Below are 19,895 nucleotides of genomic sequence, written 5' to 3' on the forward strand. Positions count from 1 at the left end.
AAATGCAGTTACTCAAATAGTATTGGTTTGTTTGTAATTGGAATTCTCACAATTTGGTAGGGTTGTCGCATTGCACTTTGGATGCTCCCAGGGTTTAAATTAATAACATCTATTACAATATTATTCTCATTTTCGATAATACTCTCGATTTCTATTAACCATCCCGGATTTCCACGTAATTCATCAAATACAGCGATAATGACGTGTGTTTGAAAATTAATGTTTGTTGTTGTAAATGATGAAGTTGTGTCAGAATTAACGGAATTCATTTTATTTAATAATTCTATCCAATCACTTTCGTTGTTCATAACATAATTACCAGGTGATATGTCAACTGATACAGGTGCTACAAGATTACCAGAACCAATTACATCAAATTCAATATTTATAGGAATAAATGGTTTATCATCATTGTTGCTACATGATACAAATGAAAAAACAGCTACAAAAATTAAAACTATTTTTCTTAAAAAAAATATGTTAATTTGAGTTTTCATAACTTTGAGTTGAATTAGTAGTGTTTTTTTAGCTTAACTACTCAAAAACTATTGGTTTGTTAGTAATTGGTATTCTCACAATTTGATAAGGTTGTGTAATTACACTTTGAATACTACCAGGATTTGATTGAATAACATCAACAGTCAAATTATTTTGATTTTCAACAATATTTGCAACAGAAATTAAAAATCCGTTATTCATTCTAATTTCATCAAATACGGCAATGATTAAATGTGTTTGGAAATCAATGGTTGTTGTTGTAAAAGAATTCGTTGTATCTGAATTTATTGAATTCATATTGTTAATTAATATATTCCAGTCATTTTGATTGTTTATTACGATATTACCGGGTGTTATTTCTTCCATACTTGTAAGATTACCAGAACCAATCACTTCAAATTCAATATTTATAGGAGTAAAAGGCTCATCATCATTGTTACTACAAGATAAAAATGAAAAAATAGCTGCAAAAATTAGAATCAAATTTTTACTACCAAGTAAAATACTTTTTGTTTTGTTTTCTTGAAATTTTGTTTTCATGATTTACATTATTAAAGTTAATAACTTATAGTTGGTTATTCTTAACTGGTATTTCATATGGCATCATGATTTCTATAGTGGCTCCAGCTCCTTTTGCTGATTTTATCATAATGGTACCACCACAGGAATTGACTCTTGATTCTAAATTCTGAAGCCCGATTCCTTTGCTTTTCTTTGAAACATCAAAACCTTGGCCGTCATCTTGAATGGTTAAGTTCATCACATCGTTGTCTCGTAACAAATTTACAATAATAGTTTTTGCATTGGCATATTTGTTAATATTTTGTAGCGACTCCTGAACGATGCGATATAAATTAATCTTTACGGTATTATCAACCTTTGTCCAATTTATGGTAGTATCGATTTTTGTTTGTAAAACAGCTTCTGAAATTGTTTTTTGCTCTTCAAATAAGTTATTTAAGATCGAAACGAAGTTATTAACTAACGCGAACTTCTCTCTATTTAATTCATGTGAAATTTCTCGAATATCTTGTTCTATATTTTTTAACTCCGATATATAGTGATCTCTGTTTTGAATGGCTTTCTCGTCATTTTTTTTATTTAAACTATCCAAATTTAATCGCGTGCCAAACAAACGCCCTAAAACACCATCATGCAACTCTTGTGCAATGCGTTGTTTTTCTTTGATAACTACATCATCCAACTTTTTTTGTTGGCTCAACATTAAGTTATAAATTTCTTCATTGGCTCGCTGTTGGGCTTCTCGAAGTCGCAATTGTGCATTTCTATTTCTTTGATCGCGTATAATATAAAGTAATCCAACTATAAAAAGCGAAAGCAAGGAAAAGAAAATAATATTTCTGTTTTGAATGGCCAATTGCTCTTTTTGCCGCATGATTTCATCGGTTTCAAATTCAATGCGGGCAAATTTTTCGCTTACCTTCCGTTCTGCTGCCAACAAACTGTCTGATAATTTTATGTATTCTTTAGAATAAGCATTTTCATTTTCAGGTTCAACATTACTTAATTGATCAATAGCTAGCAATTGTAAATTTAAAATATTGGAATTTTTTGCAATTTTGTAGGCTTCACGAGCATAATACTTGGCACTGTCTGCTTGACCTGTTTTTTCGTAATATTCGGAAAGGTTAATTTTGCTGCTTACAACTTCAGGAATTAATTGGAATCCATTTTTAATATGTAAAGCTTTATGAAAAGCTTTAGGTAAATTACTAAAATCCCCCATTTTAAACTCTGACTTTGCTTTGTTATCAAGAATAATTGCATATAAAGACGGATGTTCTTGAAACAAATCTGGTTCAACAATTGCCTGATTGAAAAAGTAAAGTGCTTCTCTAAAATTATTTGTTTTAAAATTTACAAGTCCTAAGTTATTCAATGAGATTGCTTTGGTTTGATATTGCCCTAAAGTGTTTAATTCCACTTCAGTTGCAATCTTAAGTGACTTTTCAAAATATTCTTTCGCTTTATCAAAGTCTTTAATCTCAATACAAGTAATCCCTAATAAATTATTTGCTTCATATTCTAATAATTTATTGTTTTCTAAACGAATATAAGTTAATGCCGCAACAGCTGATTTTTCACTACCTAAGTAATCTCTTACTTTATATTTTGATAATGACATTTTAACTTGCATCCGTCCAACACCCAAATTGTCTTTTAATTTAAAAAAGATTTTTTCTGCCTGTTGAAAATTCATAACCGCACTATCCATGACCATTCTACCTGAATAGTACTCGCCAATATAAGAATAAGCCCTAGCTAAATTTACAGAATCGTTTTCTTTAGTAGCTTCCTCGACAACTTCAAGCATTATATTTTTAAACTGATCACTTTTGCCTACATTGTCATAAATGAAAGCAACATAAAACTTATTTATAAAGTAAATAGAATCTCGTTCTTGTGATTTGATAAAAGAACTGGCCTTGTCCAAATATGCTACAACTTCATCATCTGACTTTGTAAAATCATTGGCCTTACCAATATAAAGTTGGATACTGTCTTGAAGAGCATCACTGTTGTGGGGTCTATTTGAAAATTCCTTGCAGGAATAAACAAATAACAGAAGAATGGAAATAAAAAAAAATCTTTTCAATATTTCTGATGTTTGAATCAAAAATATTAAAAAGATTTGTTATTTGTATAATAAATTTTTCTTATTTGAAAAATCTACTTATTATATCTTGTAATTATTGAATTACTAATACTCTTTTCCCTCCACCTGCTGCTGCATCACCATTCTCAGTTAAAACTGGTTGGTCATTGTTAGCAGTAGTGTTTACAGATAAATCAGTTGAAGAAACTGAAGCAAACATGAAAAGTCCGAATAATGCAAATAATGTTTTCATAATATTTTCTTTTAATAAGTTGTTGTTGGTTTTTGGTGCAATACTATAATAGATATAAAATCGATTTCAAAGTAAACATCAACAAACGTGGTTGACGATTTGATGATGTAAAAGTATGTGAGATGTTTCCTAGTACCAACAAAATCAGGCTCTGAATGGTAGAATGCATTCAAAGAATGGTGAAATGATTAAAAATAAGGGTGAATTGTTGGATTGTTTAATTTTCCCTGAATTCTGAGCCTGCTAAGTCGGATAAAATGAGGTCTAAATTATCCTTGAATCCCTTTGAATACGGGATTTGATGCTTGGTGTTCTTGATATAGCAAATGCTATTTCCGGTATGAATTCGGGAGATATAATCCTTATTTACGATATAACTGTTGTGAATTCTGTAAAAATTACCGGGTAAGTTTTCTTCAAAATATTTCAGCGTTTTAAACGCCGTTAATTGCTCACCGTTTTTAAGTGTGATGTCGGTGGAATTATTATCCGCTTGTAAAAAAGCGATATCATCCAATTCTAGAAAACGATAATCGCCATAGGATTTGATACATATCAAATTTCGTTTGTTTTTTTCAGTTCCTTCGGGAGAGAAGGCTGATTGACTGAAATTTTGAAGTTGATCTAAAATAGGCGACCAATCCATTTCATTAGCAACCGAAGGTTGGTCCTTTAAGGAAGTAGCTACTTTAGAAATTATTTCATCCAAATCTAATTTTGAAGCTGTGCCGGATTCTTTTATAAATTGTTTTAGCGTTTGCTTTAATTCGGCTAATTCATTTTGAATCGATTCAGAAAATACTTCGTTGGAAACAGCTTCTTCAGTAGTTGAAATTAAATCAGTAGCTTCTACTTCAACTTTATTCTTATTTTCTGAGTTAATTAGTTTAAATTCCCCTAATTCAAAACTTTCTGAATTTTTTTCAAACCTCAAAAAGGTCTTTTTAATTTCTAAAGGAGCAATGGGTTTAATGAGATAATCTAAAACATTGTGTTTTATTGCTTCAAAGGCCTCGCTTTGATCATGAGAAACAATTATAATGTGAGGTAGCTTTTTTAAGTAACGGTGAAGTTCACTAACCAGTTGTAATGATAATTTTGATTCTTTGTCTTGCGGATTTACCTCAAGCAATACAAAATCAGGAGTTTTATCTAAAATTAAATCCAAACCGGCACCATAAGAGGTTGCAGTTCCTAAAAGCTCAAAATTTGAAAACATTTCCATGACAGATTGTGTTTTCAACATGCTTTTAGAGTCATCATCAACTATGACATAACTGTAACTCATTGGCCTACATAAACTAAATTAGAGTAAACTGCTAAAAACGAATATCGTTTTGCAGTAAAAAATCACATTATGTAGGTTAATTATGTAATTCTCAGGGGCTTAAAAATCACATAACAATTTTAACAATAAATAGGCGGATAATCACAAGGTTAAACACATACTTATTAACAAACATAAGTTAAAAAACAGATATATTTATTCGATTTTTGAGCTATTCGATATACTGTAAATTTTTCCGACAAAAAACTGTTCATCTTCGTTTAGAATCAAAAAAAAATCCCAAACTTTAGTTGAGTTTGAGATTTTTTATTTTTTACAAATCAATAGATTTGTTTATTTCTGAATTATTAGTGTTGAAGGTGTGTTGCTCAACCAAATTCCTCTAGTTTCAACCAATTTTTTCCAGCTGTTGAGACTAATCAACATCAAATCCTGCTTGAGCAAAAATTCTTTTTCTATTTTTTGTTCGTTTAGAAGCGTAATGTGATTAGGTGCTTTCTGTTCAATGGAACGAATCATTTCTTTCATTTCCGGATTGTTTTTAATTAATCCTTTGGAATCTAAAATCGTAACTTGAGATTCATTATTGTGGATGAGTTTTTGAGCATACGATATCAAATAAGCATCACTCTTATCAAAAATTGGAACAAAAACAATATCTGCTTTGGTGAATTTTTTGTCCACTAAAATACCAACCGGAACTTCACTTTTCATTAAAATTTGACGGGTTCTATCATCAAAAATAGATTCTTCAAAAATATTATCCTTCCCGGTTATTGTATTTAAAATACGATCTGGTGTGATAATTCTGGTGGTAAAACCTAAAATTTTACCTAAAAAACTTCCTTCAAACATTGATTGTCCCAAACCAATTAGCAGCAAATCAAAATCCCCTTGATTCGCTGTTTTAGAAATATCTGAATCTATATCGTTAGATGCTTTAAAAAAAGTAGAAACCGGTTGATTCATATTTTTTGCTTCGTTCAAAACGGGGTCAAAACTTTCCCTTTCATACTCTTCAATATTAATTTGATTGATTTCGCTGGTAGGTGTCAAGTGCATGGCTGTAATCAACGCATTTTCACCTTGTTTTTTAGTAAAAAAATGTCCCAAACGCAACAATGCTTTACCACTCTGACTATCTCCAAACGAAAACAATAATTTATATTTTCCGGCATCAATAACTTCAGCCGGAATGGTTTCATCAGTTGGTTTTTTGAAAATTAGGTCAATTAAATTTAATGCCGGACCGGTCATAAATGTGGTTACTAACGCCATGATGACCATCATCGCAAAAACTTCGGGCGTGAGCACTCCTAAATCAAACCCAATGTTTAAAACGACCAATTCCATTAAACCTCTGGTGTTCATTAATGCACCAATGGTTAAACTGTCACGCCAATTCTGACCCACAAATTTGGCAGCTAAAGCACTTCCAACAAATTTTCCAACAACTGCCACTAAAATGATTAAACCCGTCACTTTCCACAAATAAGGATCATTTAAAAGTCCGATTTCGGTACGCAAACCCGTAAAAACAAAAAACAAGGGTAAAAGCAACACGATGGAAACATCTTCTACTTTTTCGATAAAAAGAGTTCTGAATCGCATATTATCCGGCATAATTGCACCTGCCATAAACGCACCAAACAAGGCGTGAATACCAATAATTTCAGTAGCATACGAAGAAACAATCAGCGTTACAAAAAAGATAGCTACAACCGGTTTACTCAATTTTTCTTTCGTTGCATACAAATCGCCAACTCTTTTTAGGAACGGTCGAACCAATTTTAGCATCAACAACACATAAATAGCCGCTAAAGCAATGATATAAAGCGAACTCACAAATGAACCTGCTTTAACAATGGCAATAACCGCTGCAAGCAAACACCATGCAGTAATATCATCTGCCGCCGCACAAGTGATGACCATTGTTCCCAAGCGGGTTTTGTGCAAGCCCCTTTCTTGAACAATTCGTGCTAAAACGGGAAAAGCTGTAATGCTCATCGCAATTCCCAAAAACAATCCAAAAGAGGCAAATTGAACTCCTTCGGGAGCAAACGATTCATAAATGTAATAAGCCAATCCCATCCCTAAAGCAAACGGAATAATGATACTGGCATGACTCACTACAACTGCGTCATGAGCTTTATTTTGAAGCACTTTGAGGTCTAACTCCATTCCGATTACAAACATGAATAAAATAAGCCCTATTTGGCTAAGAAATTGTAAGTTTCCTAATGATTCAGCAGGAAAAAGATTGGCTGAAAATTCAGGAAAATACATGCCGAATAACGAAGGTCCTAGAACAATTCCGGCAATAATTTCACCAATAACCGAAGGTTGACCGATTTTTTTGCAAATCCAACCAAACATCCTTGCCACTAAAATGATTGTAACAATTTGAGCTAAAAGTATCGCTAACGGATGATGAATGTTGTGCGTAATTGATTCTAAAAACGAATCCCATTGTGATAAATTGGTAGAAACGACTTCAATATTTCTATTGTATTCCAGTTTTTCGCCTTGAACGGAAATCCAATACATCAAAGCAGAAAATCCACCAATAATTAGAATGTAGAAGAATGAGTTTTTAAAGTTTTTCATCGGAAATTCATTTAATTTCCTCAAAATTCTATCATTTGAAAGTAGCAAAATCTGCTACTGAAATAGAACATTTCATTTTTGTAATGAAAGGGCAAAAAAATGTAACAACTTATAAAGTGAGTTTTGACAAAAAATCCTTTTTGAATGAATTTCCTAACGTAAGCTCAAGGTTTTTCTCTCTTAAAGTACAATTTGTAGTAATCAAATCAACTGAAAAAAACTGAACAATACTAAGTTTGATGATTTCGTGTTTGTTAATTCGGCAAAAATCTGAAGTTGGCAATAATTCCAGTAATTTTTCGAAAGAAATATTTTTTAAAATAACGGTTGAGCCATCATCCAGCAAAACTTCTTTGTCTCTGCTGTCAATGGAAGCAGTTTTGATATAATTGATTTTGTCGAAATATAATAGTATTTTACCCTTATCTGCTTGTAGTTGAGTAAATTTCTTGATTGGAATTTCCTGCTGAATTCTTTTCAACGCCTTTTGAACAGCCATTTGCAATCGCTCTTTTTTGATGGGTTTTTGCAGATAATCCACTGCATCCAATTCAAAAGCATCCAAAGCAAATTCTTTGTAAGCTGTAGCAAAAATGATAAGTTTTCCTTGTAATAGATTTGCCACTTCAATGCCCGAAATCATTGGCATTTCGATGTCTAAAATGCATAAATCGAAATCTAATTCGGGGATTTCACTTAAAAACACATCGGGGTTGTTAAATGCTTTGACCACTTCCAATTCAGGAATTTGTTCGCAAAGCATTTTCAAATATGTTAATCCGGGCAACTCATCGTCGAGCAGCAAGCATTTCAGCTTTGTGTTCAAGTAAATTAATTTTTAAGTGAGCAATATAAACGTCTTTTTCTACAAATCGATCTAGTTTAAAATGGTCTTTGTAGATGATTTTTAATCTTTGTTCTAGAGTTTGTGTTCCAAAACCTCCTTTTTCTTTCTCTAATTTTGATTTTCGGGAAATTTTATTGGAAACGGTTAAACTGAAAACACTTTCTTTAAATTCAAATACGATAGAAATAAAAGCATCAGCACTTTGTAAATCAGCATGTTTAAAAGCATTTTCAATTAAATCGATAGAAATCATCGGAGCTATTAATTTTTGATTGTAAAGTAATTCTTCTTCCTTCACCTTCATTTTTACTTTTAATTCAAAAAGCGGACTGACTTTTATTTTATTGATTTCTATTAAGTTACAAGCAAATTCAATTTCATCTTTTGGTGTGACGAATTTTTTTCGACTTTCGTATAAAATATAATCCAACACATTAGCCAATTTATCTAACGCAAAATAAGTTTGATAAGCGTGCGATTGGATTGAATTCAATATGTTTTTAAACAAATGTGGATTGAGTTTTGCCTCCAACGTTTCCAATTGCAAATTGCTGACTTTATCTTCTAATTGTTGAAATTGAGATTCGATAGCTTCTTTTCTTTTCAAGGATTTAAACAATTTATATCCCAAAAAAAGAGCTATTCCCACCACTAAAACAAGTGCAGCAACTAAAAAATAAAAGTAATTTTGAAAATCATTCGATTCCATACTCTAAAAATATCTTGCAAATTTAAACAAATAAGGCTTCCCGATTGGAAAGCCTTATTACATATTATTGAATGGTTATTACATTTTCATCAACCAATTTCGCATCGAAACATCATTCGCGATGATATCTCTTAATTCAGAAATTTTCACACGATCTTGTTGCATCGAATCGCGGTGACGAATGGTAACCGTTTCATCTTCAATTGTTTGATGATCTACTGTGATACAAAACGGTGTTCCCAATGCATCTTGTCTTCTGTAACGACGTCCTACAGCATCTTTTTCATCATACGCCACATTGAAATCCCATTTTAATTCTTCTACAATTTTTCTTGAAATTTCAGGTAAACCGTCTTTCTTTACCAAAGGTAAGATAGCTGCTTTGGTTGGTGCTAAAACTGAAGGTAAGCGTAAAACTGTTCGAGTTGAACCATCTTCTAATGTTTCTTCTGTTAATGAATTGGCGAAAACAGCCAAAAACATTCGATCTAAACCAACTGAAGTTTCCACTACGTATGGAACATAGTTTTTGTTTTCCTCCGTATCAAAATATTGTAATTTTTTTCCTGAAAATTGTTCGTGAGCTTTTAAATCAAAGTCGGTTCTAGAGTGAATTCCTTCCAATTCTTTGAATCCGAATGGGAAATTAAATTCGATATCCGCTGCAGCATTAGCATAATGAGCTAATTTTTCATGGTCGTGGAAACGGTAATTTTCTCTACCTAAACCAAGCGATAAATGCCATTTTAAACGGGTTTCTTTCCAGTAGTCATACCATTTCATCTCTTCGCCCGGTTTCACGAAAAATTGCATCTCCATTTGTTCAAATTCACGCATACGGAAGATGAATTGACGAGCAACAATCTCGTTTCTAAACGCTTTTCCGGTTTGAGCAATTCCGAACGGAATTTTCATACGACCCGATTTTTGTACGTTTAAGAAATTCACAAAAATTCCCTGAGCGGTTTCCGGACGCAAATATAAATCCATCGCAGAATCGGCAGAAGCTCCTAATTTGGTGCCGAACATCAAGTTAAACTGACGCACTTCGGTCCAATTTCGGGAACCGGATTCCGGACAAGCGATTTCTAATTCTTCAATTAAAGCCTTTACATCAGCCAAATCTTCATTACCCAACGAACGAGCCATTCTTTCCAAAATTTCGCGTTGTTTGGCTTTGTATTCCATCACACGAGGATTAGTGGTCACATATTGGGCCTCATCAAAAGCGTCACCAAAACGTTCTCTGGCTTTGTCAATTTCTTTTTGTGCTTTTTGGTTTAATTTTTCGGCATAATCTTCAATTAACACATCAGCACGGTATCTTTTTTTAGAATCTTTGTTGTCAATCAACGGATCATTAAACGCATCCACGTGACCCGAAGCTTTCCAAGTGGTGGGATGCATAAAAATCGCAGCATCAATCCCTACTATGTTTTCGTGCATTTGCACCATCGATTTCCACCAATATTCTCTAATGTTTTTCTTTAATTCTGCTCCGTTTTGAGCATAATCGTAAACGGCACTCAGACCGTCATAAATTTCACTGGACGGAAAAATAAATCCGTACTCTTTTGCGTGTGAAATTACATTCTTAAAATTATCTTCTTGTTTTGCCATAATGGTGCAAAAATATAAAAAAGATTAGATTGGACGGGATTTATCTCAAAAAAGCTAATTAATTGTATTTTCTTATAGTAAAACGTTTTAAGAATAAAATTAACCTCACTTTCAAACAAAAATTTGATAAATTTGTAAAACAAACCACACAAATTAATGCTAAAAAGTTTATTCAATCTCTTCTATCCAAAAGTTTGCCTATCATGCAAAGAATTGTTGCTTAAAAATGAAGCGATTATTTGTGCGATTTGTAGGCATGAACTTCCTATAACCCGACATATTGAATTGGATAGCAATGAGATTAGTAAAAAATTTTATGGTAGGTTAGACTTGGTTCATGGCTCCGCGTTGTTTTATTTTCATAAAAAAGGAATCACACAAGAGTTAATACATAATCTAAAATATAAAAACCACCAAGAAATAGGCACTTTTTTAGGCGAATGGTATGGAGAAGATTTAAAACCATTACACGAAAAAATAAAATTTGATGCAATTATTCCGGTTCCACTACATAAAAAAAGACTGAAAGAACGAGGTTATAATCAATTGACAACTTTTGGTCATTCACTCTCAAAATCATTGAACATACCCTATAATGAGCACATTTTACATCGAGACGTATATGCCGTTACTCAAACCAAAAAATCATTTTTTGAACGAACTGATGATAAAAAAACAGCTTTTGGTGCCGACTTTACTTCGGTAGATCACGGCAAACATTTTCTGTTGATTGATGATGTAATAACTACCGGTGCTACTTTGGAAGCTTGTGGAAAATTACTGGCAGCCATTCCAAATTCAAAAATTAGTATTGTTACACTGGCTTATTCGCATTCGTAAACAAAAACATAAAAGATTTCATTTCCACTAAATATAATTGTTATTTTGTGGTTTAAAATTATATAGCTACAAATGAGACTATTTCTTTTTGTTTTTCTTGCTGTTTTATTTACCGGCTGTGCCAAACGAGGCTTTATTTCGGGTGGTTTTAAAGATACCATTCCACCGGTTTTAAAAATCAGTGAACCAAAAAACTATTCAACCAATTTTGATTCAAAAGAAATCAAGCTTTATTTTGATGAATACATAAAATTAAAAGATGTCAACAAACAATTGATTGTATCTCCATTGATGAAAAATGCACCAACCATTAGTCCGTCATCAGCAAGTAAAACAATCATTATTAAAATAAATGATACGTTAATACCTAACACCACCTACAGTTTAAATTTTGGTAAAAGTATTCAAGACAATAACGAAGGCAATCCGTATCAGCAATTCAAATATGTATTTTCAACCGGTTCTTATATCGATTCCTTAACCGTTGTGGGTAGTATAAAAGACGCATTCAACCCAAAACCCGACAATTTTGTTTCGGTTCAACTATATGAGTACAATGAAAAATTTTATGATTCTATAATTTATAAAGAAAATCCGAGGTATGTAACCAATACGCTAGATTCAGCATCCAATTTTACATTAGAAAATTTAAAAGCAGGTAAATATATTTTAGTAGCCCTAAAAGACAACAACAGCAATTATAAATTTGATCCTAAAAATGATAAAATTGGGTTTTTTAGCGAACCAATAACGGTCCCGGACAATACTTTTTATGAAATGGAATTGTTTCAAGAAGAAATCCCCTTTAAAGCGGTTCGGGCAACGCAAGCATCAGGCAATAAAATTATTATCGGACACGAAGGAAAACCAAAAAATGTTGCTGTAAAATTATTTAATGGCACTTCAGAAATCCAAACCAAAATAACGCCTGTTCAAGGAAAAGATTCATTAAATGTTTGGTTCCCAATGCAAAAAGTGGATTCTCTTAAATTAGAAGTTACCTCAGCAAATTATGAGAAAGACTTTGTGGTTAAATTAAAAAACATGAAGGTGGATACATTATCCATTGGATTATCTCCAACCGGAAACCTACATTTTAGAGATACCCTTGCCCTAAAAACCAGTACCCCTCTATCAAAATGGGATAGTACTAAAATGCAACTTCGAAAAAAAGACTCGCTTGATGTTCCATTCACTACAAATTATAATGCAGAGAAAAATTTACTCCATATTCTTTTTACCAAAGAAGAGCGAGAAAATTATAGTTTTAATTTAGTTCCGGAAGCACTAACGGATATGTTTGAAAAATCTAATGATTCTCTAGCTTTTAAATTTAGTACCCGAAGTCAATCCGACTATGGAAATTTAACTTTAAAAATAAACGGAGTTAAATCATATCCCATAATTATACAACTCACTGATAACAAAGGAAAAACACTAGCACAATCTTATGCTGTAAATGCTGATGCGGTAACTTTTGAGTCGTTACAACCCAATCAATTTACCGTCAGAATAATTTATGACGACAACAAAAACGGTATTTGGGACACGGGAAGTTATCTTGAAAAAAGACAAACCGAAGAGGTTTTCTATTATTCCACCCCTATTGAAGTTAGATCCAATTGGGATGTAGAACAAACCATAAATGTAGGTGGCTAAATTAACGCAGTTGAAAGACATCTCTGTCGTTTAAAAACCCCAGTTTGTTGCGTGTTTCAATCATTTTTTGATGGGATAATGTTGCCGTAAAAACACTTTCGTTTTCATCAGGTGCAACCAAATAATTCCCCAGTTCATCAATAATTTGCGTATGACCAACATAGGGATGTCCATTGCCGTCTTCTCCAATTCGATTTACGCCAATAACATAACACATGTTTTCTATTGCTCTGGCTTTTAATAACGCATCCCAGGCTGCAATTCGTGGTTTTGGCCAATTGGCAACATAGATAATTGCATCATAATCTTCTGTATTTCTGACAAAAACCGGAAAACGCAAATCATAACATATTTGAAGACAAATGTTCCAATTGAGATATGAAATTATAACTTTTTCATTTCCTGAGGTATACGACTTGTCTTCGCCTGCCAAAGTAAACAAATGTTTTTTGTCATAATACCTAATTTCTCCGTTTGGAAAAACAAAAAGCATCCGATTAAAAAAAAGATTGTTTTCAGAAATAACCATACTACCCGTAATCGCTACATTTTTGCGAATTGCCATATTTTTAAGCCATAGTACTGTTTCTCCACTCATTTCCTCAGCCACAACACTCGGATTCATGGTAAAACCGGAAGTAAACATTTCAGGAAGTACAATTAAGTCAACCTCTTCTTGGATAGAATTGATTTTCTCTTCAAAATAATTTCGGTTGGCTGAAGCATCTTCCCAAAATAATGACCCTTGAATACAACTAACTTTCATGTTTGAATATTTTTATAAAATTACATTAAATATTATTTCTTATCTTGACAAAAATTCATCTCATGAAAAATTATATACTCACAGTATCGCTTTTTGCAACACTAAGCCTTTTTGCACAAGAAAAATCAGGTGCTCAACAATTTTGGGAAACCTTAAAAACACATTGTGGCAAATCCTTTGAAGGTGAAATTACCGAAGGCCCGGCAAACGATGATTTTCGCGGCAAACGATTAGTAATGCATGTTCGCAGTTGTGAAGAAAACCGCATTCGAATTCCGTTTTTTGTGGGTGATGACAAATCAAGAACTTGGGTTTTGACCTTTGAAAACGATAGAATCACACTCAAACATGATCATAGACATGAAGATGGCTCTGAAGATAAAGTAACGCAATATGGCGGAACTACATCCAATTCAGGCTTACCTAAAATTCAATTTTTTCCGGCAGATCAAGAAACAAGTGATTTAATTGGCTATGCTTCTACTAATGTTTGGTGGATAACCGTTGATGAAACTTCTTTTACCTATAATTTAAGACGTATTGGTTCAGACCGTGTTTTTTCAGTAAAATTTGATTTGACAAAATCAGTTGAAAACCCTTCAGCTCCTTGGGGTTGGAAAGACTAATTATCCAACCGAAAAGCCATCAGGTAAAACAACCCCTTTTTTCACTACAATAATGCCATCTCTAACGGTGTACCATTTTGTATTGACGTCTTCAAGATGCTTACCGCCGTTTAGTTTGACATCATTTCCAATTCTACAGTTTTTATCCACTATAGTATTGTTAATTTGGCAACGCTCTCCAATTCCAATATTGATAATATGTTGGCTTTGATTGGTGCTGATTTCTTCCAAATTTTGATAAAAATCATTACCCATTAAATACGAATTAGTAATTACGGAATTCGTTCCTATTCTGCTTCTAATTCCAATCACCGAATGATTGATTTGTGCTGCATTAATGATACAACCTTCTGCCATTATCGTTTTTTCAATAGTAGTTTTACCGGAAATCTTGGTAGGTGGTAATGTTCTGGCTCGTGTATAGATTCTTTTAGAGTTGTCAAACAAATTGAATTTTGGTATATCTTCTGTCAATTCTAAATTGGCTTCAAAAAAGGAGTCAATATTTCCAATATCCGTCCAATAGCCTTCATATTGATAACTCAATACTTTGTGCTTCCCAATGGCTTGCGGAATAATTTCTTTTCCAAAGTCTTTCGTGTCGGGGTTTGACATTAACTCTACCAATAAATCACGGTTGAAAATATAAATACCCATAGACGCCAAATAATGCCTTCCTTCGCTTTTCATCTCGTCACTTACTTCAGAAGTCCATTCAGGTAATAATGCTGCTTTAGGTTTTTCAATGAATGATGTGATAAAACTCTCATCGTTTGTTTTTAAAATTCCGAATTCAGGGGCTTCTTTTGAAGAAACAGGTAATGTTGCTATTGAAATAGCGGCTCCACTTTTTTCATGAGCCGTAATCATTTCGTTAAAATTCATTTGATACAATTGATCTCCGGATAAAATCAAAGCATAATCAAATTCATGATTCATGAAATGTTGCATGCATTGTCTTACGGCATCGGCAGTTCCTTGAAACCAAGTGGGATTATCAGGTGTTTGTTCTGCAGCCAAAATATCCACAAAAGCGGTGCTGAAATGACTGAAATGGTATGTATTTTTTATATGTTGATTTAAAGATGCCGAATTGAATTGTGTCAAAACAAACATGCGTTTAATATCAGAATTGATACAATTTGAAATAGGAATATCCACCAACCTGTATTTTCCGGCAATCGGAACCGCCGGCTTTGAACGACTTTCAGTTAATGGAGCTAATCGAGATCCTTGTCCGCCACCTAAGATAATGGCTAATGCACTTTTGTTCATATTCTATTGTATTAACGATTGGTAAACAGTACTATATTCTTCTGCAACTTTATCCCATGAATGGTCAATTTGCATACAGGTTTTTCTAACCGCATCAAATGATTTGGCATCTTCATATAAAACAATGGCCCGATACATGGAATGCGTAACATCAAAAACACTGGTTTGATTGTGACAAATTCCAAAACCACCATCACCAATATCTATAACGGTGTCTTTTAAACCGCCGGTTCTTCGAACAATGGGAATCGTGCCATAACGCAACGCATACATTTGATTCAATCCACAAGGTTCCACTCGTGAAGGCATTAACAGAAAATCAGCTCCGGCATAAATGATGTGAGCCAATTTTTCATTATATCCGATATAGGCATTATAATTTCCGTGATAGAAATTTTGAAGGCTTTGCAAACCTCGTTCAACATTGGGGTCTCCGGAGCCTAAAATCAAAATATTTAATTTTTGATGAAATTCATTTAAAGCTACACTACAAATTTGAGGTAGCAAATCAGCTCCTTTTTCTCCAACCAAACGACCAATAAAGGTAAATAAAGGTAATTTTGGATCTAAATTAAACTGTTCACATAAAAAGGCTTTGTTGGCTTCTTTGCCTTTTTTAAAACCTTTAATCGTATAATTGGTTTGAAGCATTTCATCCGTTTGGGTATTCCAAACATCAGTGTCAATGCCGTTTAAAATTCCAAGTGATTTATAACGTTCAAAACGCAGTAAATGTTCCAAACCATTGGCGTTTTCACTAATTTCATCCAAATAACTTGGCGAAACAGTGGTGACTTTCCAAGCACATTTAATGCCCGAAGCCAAAGGATTGATAATGCCTCCCCATTCTAAAAATCCCATTTTTCCTCTTTCAAAATCAGGGATATAATGTATTCTGTCAAATCCAAACCAACCTTGATATTGACCATTATGAATCGTTAAAACCGTTGGAGTATGTTTTAAATGTTGGTAATTGAAACAAAACTGAACCATAAACGGAATTAATCCCGTATGATGATCATGACAATGAATAACATCCGGTTTCTGATCTGTTTCGGTGAGCCAATTTAAAAAAGCGATTTGAAAAGCGGTAAACCGTTCCGTATCATCTTCATACGAATAAACATTAGGTCGGTCAAAAAGTTCCGGAATGGCAATAACATACAATTGAAAGCCTAATTTATTGGTTTTTTCCCTCAGAATAGTATACGAAAACTGAAACCACCCTAATTTCAATAAACCTTTATGTACAGTGTCAAATTCGTTTTCATTGGTGAATTTGTTGTCATAGCCCGGCACCACAACTTTGGCAGTATGACCGAGTTTATTGAGATATTTTGGCAAGGCACCCACAACGTCAGCCAAACCGCCAACCTTTGCAACAGGATAACATTCTGCACTTATATGAAAAATTTCCATGGATATAAACTAATTCAGTAGTTCATAAAGATAAGAAATTATTTCAAACGTTGTAGTGGCTGTAATTTATTTTATTGTTATTTCATCAATAAATATAAAAGCATCAGCATCAAACGGAAAACCTTGGTGCCATTCAGGAAGTTTGCCAAAGTTGGCAGCCTTAACTTTTACATAACGGGCTTTTACGGTTGATTTACGGCTTTCAAATCCTTTGATGATGGAATTGTAATCTTTCGGGTCAATGGTGTTGTTTTGTGTGTCGAAAAGCGTAAAATTCACATTATCATCTGAAATATAGTAGTCCACTTTGGTGGGCATCAAAATCCACGAACGGGTATCTTGAAGAAAATTGGCGGTAATTTGATTGATTTCACGGGTGGATTGCATATCAATCACCGCTTCAAAATCTTGCGATTGATAGCCTTGCCAATCGCCTTTTCGCCAGTTTTCGGTGCCAAAAATACCGTCAATCAAACCTTCCGGACCTCCGGCGTGGTATTGCGGATTGTATGTTGATTTGATGTCAATGGTGAAATTGTTTGGTTTTTTGAAGAAGGTGGCTGAGATGGTATTGCTTTTTTGACCATAACCATCTTCTGTATAAAGTTTAACTTCTGTTGTTTTATCAAGAGTTAAAGTTGTAGTATCAGCCATTTTAAAAGGACTTCCGTTCAAACTGTAAAAAAATTCAACTTCTTTATTTTGAGAAATAAATGAAATTACTGTTTTATCTAGGAAAGCCTTACTGTCAGCCTCAATAACCGGAATCACAGATAGATTCCTAACAAAATAATCTTTGTCTGGCATTTCTTTTAAATTCAATCCAAACATATCATCTTTGGTTAATTTATCAATACTTCTAGAAGTCCCATCCTCAAAATTTACTTTCATTTTATCAAAATACGGTTCAGTAGTCGTCCAAAAAGGTTGTCCCGGTGTTACATTATAAATTCCCATCGCACTCAACACATACCACGCACTCATTTGTCCGCAATCTTCATTGCCAATTAAACCGTCGGGGTCGTTTTTATAGAAATTCTCTAAAATGAAATGTACTTTTTCTTTCGTTTTTTCAGGCTTCCCAACATAATTATACAAATACGCCACATGATGACTTGGTTCATTTCCGTGAGCATACTGACCGATTAAACCGGTAATATCCACTTGATGACGACCGGATGTTTCACTGACAGAATTAAACATTTCGTCTAATTTGGCTTCAAATTTTTCATGTCCGCCCATGGCTTCTATCATTCCCGGAATATCTTGCGGCACAAAAAAAGTATATTGCCATCCGTTGGCTTCGGTGTAATTGTTGTTCACTTCTTTGGGGTCAAAAGGTTTATCCCAACCACCATTTTTCTTGGGTTGGATGAATCCGGTTTCCCAATTAAAGAGATTTTTCCAATTTTGAGAACGAAGCATAAAATATTGGTAGTCTTCTTTTTTGTCTAATAATTGAGCCATTTGAGCGATGCACCAATCGTCATACGCATATTCTAACGTTTTGGAAACACTTTCGTGTTCATCATCAATCAAAATAAAACCTTGTTTTTTGTAGGCATCCAATCCTAAATGATCGAGCATAGCGGAATGTTTGGCGGCTTCATAGGCTTTTTCATAATCAAAACCTTGGATGCCTTTCACCATCGCATCAGCAATCACAGAAACAGAATGATAGCCAATCATACAATCGGTTTCGTTGGAAGCGAGTTCCCAAACAGGCAAACGACCGCCTTGTTCATATTGTTTGATAAAGGTGTTGATGTAATCTGAGGTTCGTTTTTTATCAATTAAGGTATACAGCGGATGAGCAGCTCGAAAGGTGTCCCAAAGGGAAAAAACGGTGTAATAATCAAATCCTTCAGCTTGGTGAATTTTATTATCGCGGCCTCGGTATTTTCCGTCTAAATCTTGAGCGATGTTGGGTTGCATCATGGTGTGATACAAAGCGGTGTAGAAAATGGTCAGTTTGTTTTTATCATTAGAAGTGACTTCTATTTTGGAGAGTTCTTTGTTCCACATTTCTTCTGCCGCTTTTTTAACTTTATTGAAGTCCCAATGTGGAATTTCGGTGCTGTTGAGTTGTGCACCACTATGTCCTGTAGGTGAAAGAGCAACTTTTACGAGTAGTTTTTCTCCTTTTTTTACTTTTTTGGAGAAACTAATCGCTAATTCTGTTCCGTGATAATCACCTTTTATCCCTTTAAAAATGGTTTTTTCTTTGTTGATTTTTAAAGGAACATTAAACTCAATTCTGGCATAAACATATTGATTTTGAGCCCATGCTTCACTTCTTCGCAATACTTCGATGGTTTTGTCATCAATAACTCGAACATAGCCTTCCAACAATTTATCCCGATGATTTAAGTCTAAAATGATGTTGGCTTGACCGCTTTCATTGAAGGTATATTCATGAAAACCAACTCGGGTTGATGTAGTTAATCGAACATCGATGTTATGTTTATCTAATTTGACGGAATAAAATCCGGCAGAAGCTTTTTCATTTTTATGTGAAAAAGTGGAGGAATAGATTTTGTTGTCAAACGAAGGTTCACCCATTGTGGGCATTAATAAAATATCGCCATAATCAGAAACGCCTGTTCCGTTGAGATGAGTATGTGAGAAGCCATAAATGCGATTATCGGAATAATGATAACCGGAACAGCCTTCCCAACTACCGTCGATTCGGGTGTCTGGGGAAAGTTGCACCATTCCATAAGGCACAGTGGCTCCAGGGAATGTATGTCCGGTTCCGCCGGTTCCGATAAAGGGGTTAACGTATTGTTGGTAGTTTTGACCAAATGTTATTTGAGAAATAAATAAGACAAAAATTATTTTATAGAATTTCATTAGAATCGTTTTATCAAA

At 33.7% G+C, this 19,895-nt stretch carries 16 protein-coding genes; 3 read left to right on the forward strand and 13 right to left on the reverse strand.

Translation table 11 applies throughout. The features are described 5' to 3' along the window. Positions 1 to 8: 8 nt before the first annotated feature. From IEV15_RS04795 to IEV15_RS04835, 9 genes are all read right to left on the reverse strand, one after another. Positions 9 to 497: a hypothetical protein gene (locus tag IEV15_RS04795; RefSeq protein ID WP_188361375.1), complete on the reverse strand. Its 489-nt coding sequence runs from the start codon at positions 495 to 497 to the stop codon at positions 9 to 11. Between the two features lie 37 nt (positions 498 to 534). Continuing rightward, positions 535 to 1,038, reverse strand: coding sequence for a protease complex subunit PrcB family protein (locus IEV15_RS04800; protein ID WP_188361376.1), 504 nt, complete (start codon positions 1,036 to 1,038; stop codon positions 535 to 537). Between the two features lie 25 nt (positions 1,039 to 1,063). Beyond that, a complete protein-coding gene (locus tag IEV15_RS04805) occupies positions 1,064 to 3,115 on the reverse strand; it encodes a tetratricopeptide repeat-containing sensor histidine kinase (RefSeq protein WP_188361377.1) in 2,052 nt (683 codons plus the stop codon). 94 nt (positions 3,116 to 3,209) lie between these two features. Beyond that, the gene (locus tag IEV15_RS04810) at positions 3,210 to 3,368 is read right to left on the reverse strand and encodes a hypothetical protein (RefSeq protein ID WP_188361378.1); all 159 of its coding nucleotides are present in this window, start codon (positions 3,366 to 3,368) and stop codon (positions 3,210 to 3,212) included. Positions 3,369 to 3,585: 217 nt separating this feature from the next. Beyond that, a complete protein-coding gene (locus IEV15_RS04815) occupies positions 3,586 to 4,656 on the reverse strand; it encodes a LytR/AlgR family response regulator transcription factor (RefSeq protein WP_262891221.1) in 1,071 nt (356 codons plus the stop codon). Positions 4,657 to 4,989: 333 nt separating this feature from the next. After that, positions 4,990 to 7,263: a cation:proton antiporter gene (locus IEV15_RS04820; protein WP_188361380.1), complete on the reverse strand. Its 2,274-nt coding sequence runs from the start codon at positions 7,261 to 7,263 to the stop codon at positions 4,990 to 4,992. Between the two features lie 109 nt (positions 7,264 to 7,372). After that, positions 7,373 to 8,089: a LytR/AlgR family response regulator transcription factor gene (locus tag IEV15_RS04825; RefSeq protein ID WP_188361381.1), complete on the reverse strand. Its 717-nt coding sequence runs from the start codon at positions 8,087 to 8,089 to the stop codon at positions 7,373 to 7,375. Beyond that, on the reverse strand, positions 8,052 to 8,819 hold the full coding sequence (locus tag IEV15_RS04830) for a sensor histidine kinase (RefSeq protein WP_188361382.1): 768 nt from the start codon (positions 8,817 to 8,819) through the stop codon (positions 8,052 to 8,054). Before IEV15_RS04830 ends, IEV15_RS04825 begins: the two co-directional genes overlap by 38 nt. 78 nt (positions 8,820 to 8,897) lie before the next feature. After that, positions 8,898 to 10,439, reverse strand: a complete 1,542-nt coding sequence (locus tag IEV15_RS04835) for a glycine--tRNA ligase (RefSeq protein WP_188361383.1) — start codon at positions 10,437 to 10,439, stop codon at positions 8,898 to 8,900. Between the two features lie 156 nt (positions 10,440 to 10,595). Here IEV15_RS04835 and IEV15_RS04840 point away from each other — a divergent pair, with 156 nt between their 5' ends. Beyond that, entirely contained in the window at positions 10,596 to 11,279 is a 684-nt protein-coding gene (locus IEV15_RS04840; protein ID WP_188361384.1) for a ComF family protein, read from the forward strand. Between the two features lie 72 nt (positions 11,280 to 11,351). After that, positions 11,352 to 12,938, forward strand: a complete 1,587-nt coding sequence (locus IEV15_RS04845; protein WP_188361385.1) for an Ig-like domain-containing domain — start codon at positions 11,352 to 11,354, stop codon at positions 12,936 to 12,938. 1 nt (position 12,939) lies between these two features. On the opposite strand, the gene IEV15_RS04850 is transcribed toward IEV15_RS04845, so the two are convergent. Beyond that, entirely contained in the window at positions 12,940 to 13,704 is a 765-nt protein-coding gene (locus tag IEV15_RS04850; RefSeq protein WP_188361386.1) for an amidohydrolase, read from the reverse strand. Positions 13,705 to 13,766: 62 nt separating this feature from the next. On the opposite strand from IEV15_RS04850, the gene IEV15_RS04855 reads away from it, so the two are divergent. Continuing rightward, complete coding sequence (locus IEV15_RS04855; RefSeq protein WP_188361387.1) at positions 13,767 to 14,330, forward strand: hypothetical protein; 564 nt, start codon at positions 13,767 to 13,769, stop codon at positions 14,328 to 14,330. On the opposite strand, the gene IEV15_RS04860 is transcribed toward IEV15_RS04855, so the two are convergent. The 3 genes from IEV15_RS04860 to IEV15_RS04870 all read right to left on the reverse strand — a co-directional run bounded on the left by IEV15_RS04860 (position 14,331) and on the right by IEV15_RS04870 (position 19,877). Further along, positions 14,331 to 15,605, reverse strand: a complete 1,275-nt coding sequence (locus IEV15_RS04860; RefSeq protein WP_188361388.1) for a glucose-1-phosphate adenylyltransferase — start codon at positions 15,603 to 15,605, stop codon at positions 14,331 to 14,333. A 3-nt stretch (positions 15,606 to 15,608) separates the two neighbouring features. Beyond that, positions 15,609 to 17,024, reverse strand: coding sequence for a glycogen synthase (locus IEV15_RS04865; protein WP_188361389.1), 1,416 nt, complete (start codon positions 17,022 to 17,024; stop codon positions 15,609 to 15,611). A gap of 66 nt (positions 17,025 to 17,090) precedes the next feature. After that, a complete protein-coding gene (locus IEV15_RS04870) occupies positions 17,091 to 19,877 on the reverse strand; it encodes a GH92 family glycosyl hydrolase (protein WP_188361390.1) in 2,787 nt (928 codons plus the stop codon). Between the last annotated feature and the right edge of the window lie 18 nt (positions 19,878 to 19,895).

It is taken from the genome of Flavobacterium orientale, assembly GCF_014638005.1.
Classification (GTDB): Bacteria; Bacteroidota; Bacteroidia; order Flavobacteriales; family Flavobacteriaceae; genus Flavobacterium; species Flavobacterium orientale.

Bases quoted from the DNA above. Each gene is read 5' to 3' on its own strand.
- IEV15_RS04795 (WP_188361375.1), bottom strand. From the start codon at position 497: ATGAAAACTCAAATTAACATATTTTTTTTAAGAAAAATAGTTTTAATT.
- IEV15_RS04860 (WP_188361388.1), bottom strand. From the start codon at position 15,605: ATGAACAAAAGTGCATTAGCCATTATCTTAGGTGGCGGACAAGGATCT.
- IEV15_RS04865 (WP_188361389.1), bottom strand. From the start codon at position 17,024: ATGGAAATTTTTCATATAAGTGCAGAATGTTATCCTGTTGCAAAGGTT.
- IEV15_RS04835 (WP_188361383.1), bottom strand. From the start codon at position 10,439: ATGGCAAAACAAGAAGATAATTTTAAGAATGTAATTTCACACGCAAAA.
- IEV15_RS04810 (WP_188361378.1), bottom strand. From the start codon at position 3,368: ATGAAAACATTATTTGCATTATTCGGACTTTTCATGTTTGCTTCAGTT.
- IEV15_RS04870 (WP_188361390.1), bottom strand. From the start codon at position 19,877: ATGAAATTCTATAAAATAATTTTTGTCTTATTTATTTCTCAAATAACA.
- IEV15_RS04840 (WP_188361384.1), top strand. From the start codon at position 10,596: ATGCTAAAAAGTTTATTCAATCTCTTCTATCCAAAAGTTTGCCTATCA.
- IEV15_RS04820 (WP_188361380.1), bottom strand. From the start codon at position 7,263: ATGAAAAACTTTAAAAACTCATTCTTCTACATTCTAATTATTGGTGGA.
- IEV15_RS04855 (WP_188361387.1), top strand. From the start codon at position 13,767: ATGAAAAATTATATACTCACAGTATCGCTTTTTGCAACACTAAGCCTT.
- IEV15_RS04800 (WP_188361376.1), bottom strand. From the start codon at position 1,038: ATGAAAACAAAATTTCAAGAAAACAAAACAAAAAGTATTTTACTTGGT.
- IEV15_RS04850 (WP_188361386.1), bottom strand. From the start codon at position 13,704: ATGAAAGTTAGTTGTATTCAAGGGTCATTATTTTGGGAAGATGCTTCA.
- IEV15_RS04815 (WP_262891221.1), bottom strand. From the start codon at position 4,656: ATGAGTTACAGTTATGTCATAGTTGATGATGACTCTAAAAGCATGTTG.
- IEV15_RS04830 (WP_188361382.1), bottom strand. From the start codon at position 8,819: ATGGAATCGAATGATTTTCAAAATTACTTTTATTTTTTAGTTGCTGCA.
- IEV15_RS04845 (WP_188361385.1), top strand. From the start codon at position 11,352: ATGAGACTATTTCTTTTTGTTTTTCTTGCTGTTTTATTTACCGGCTGT.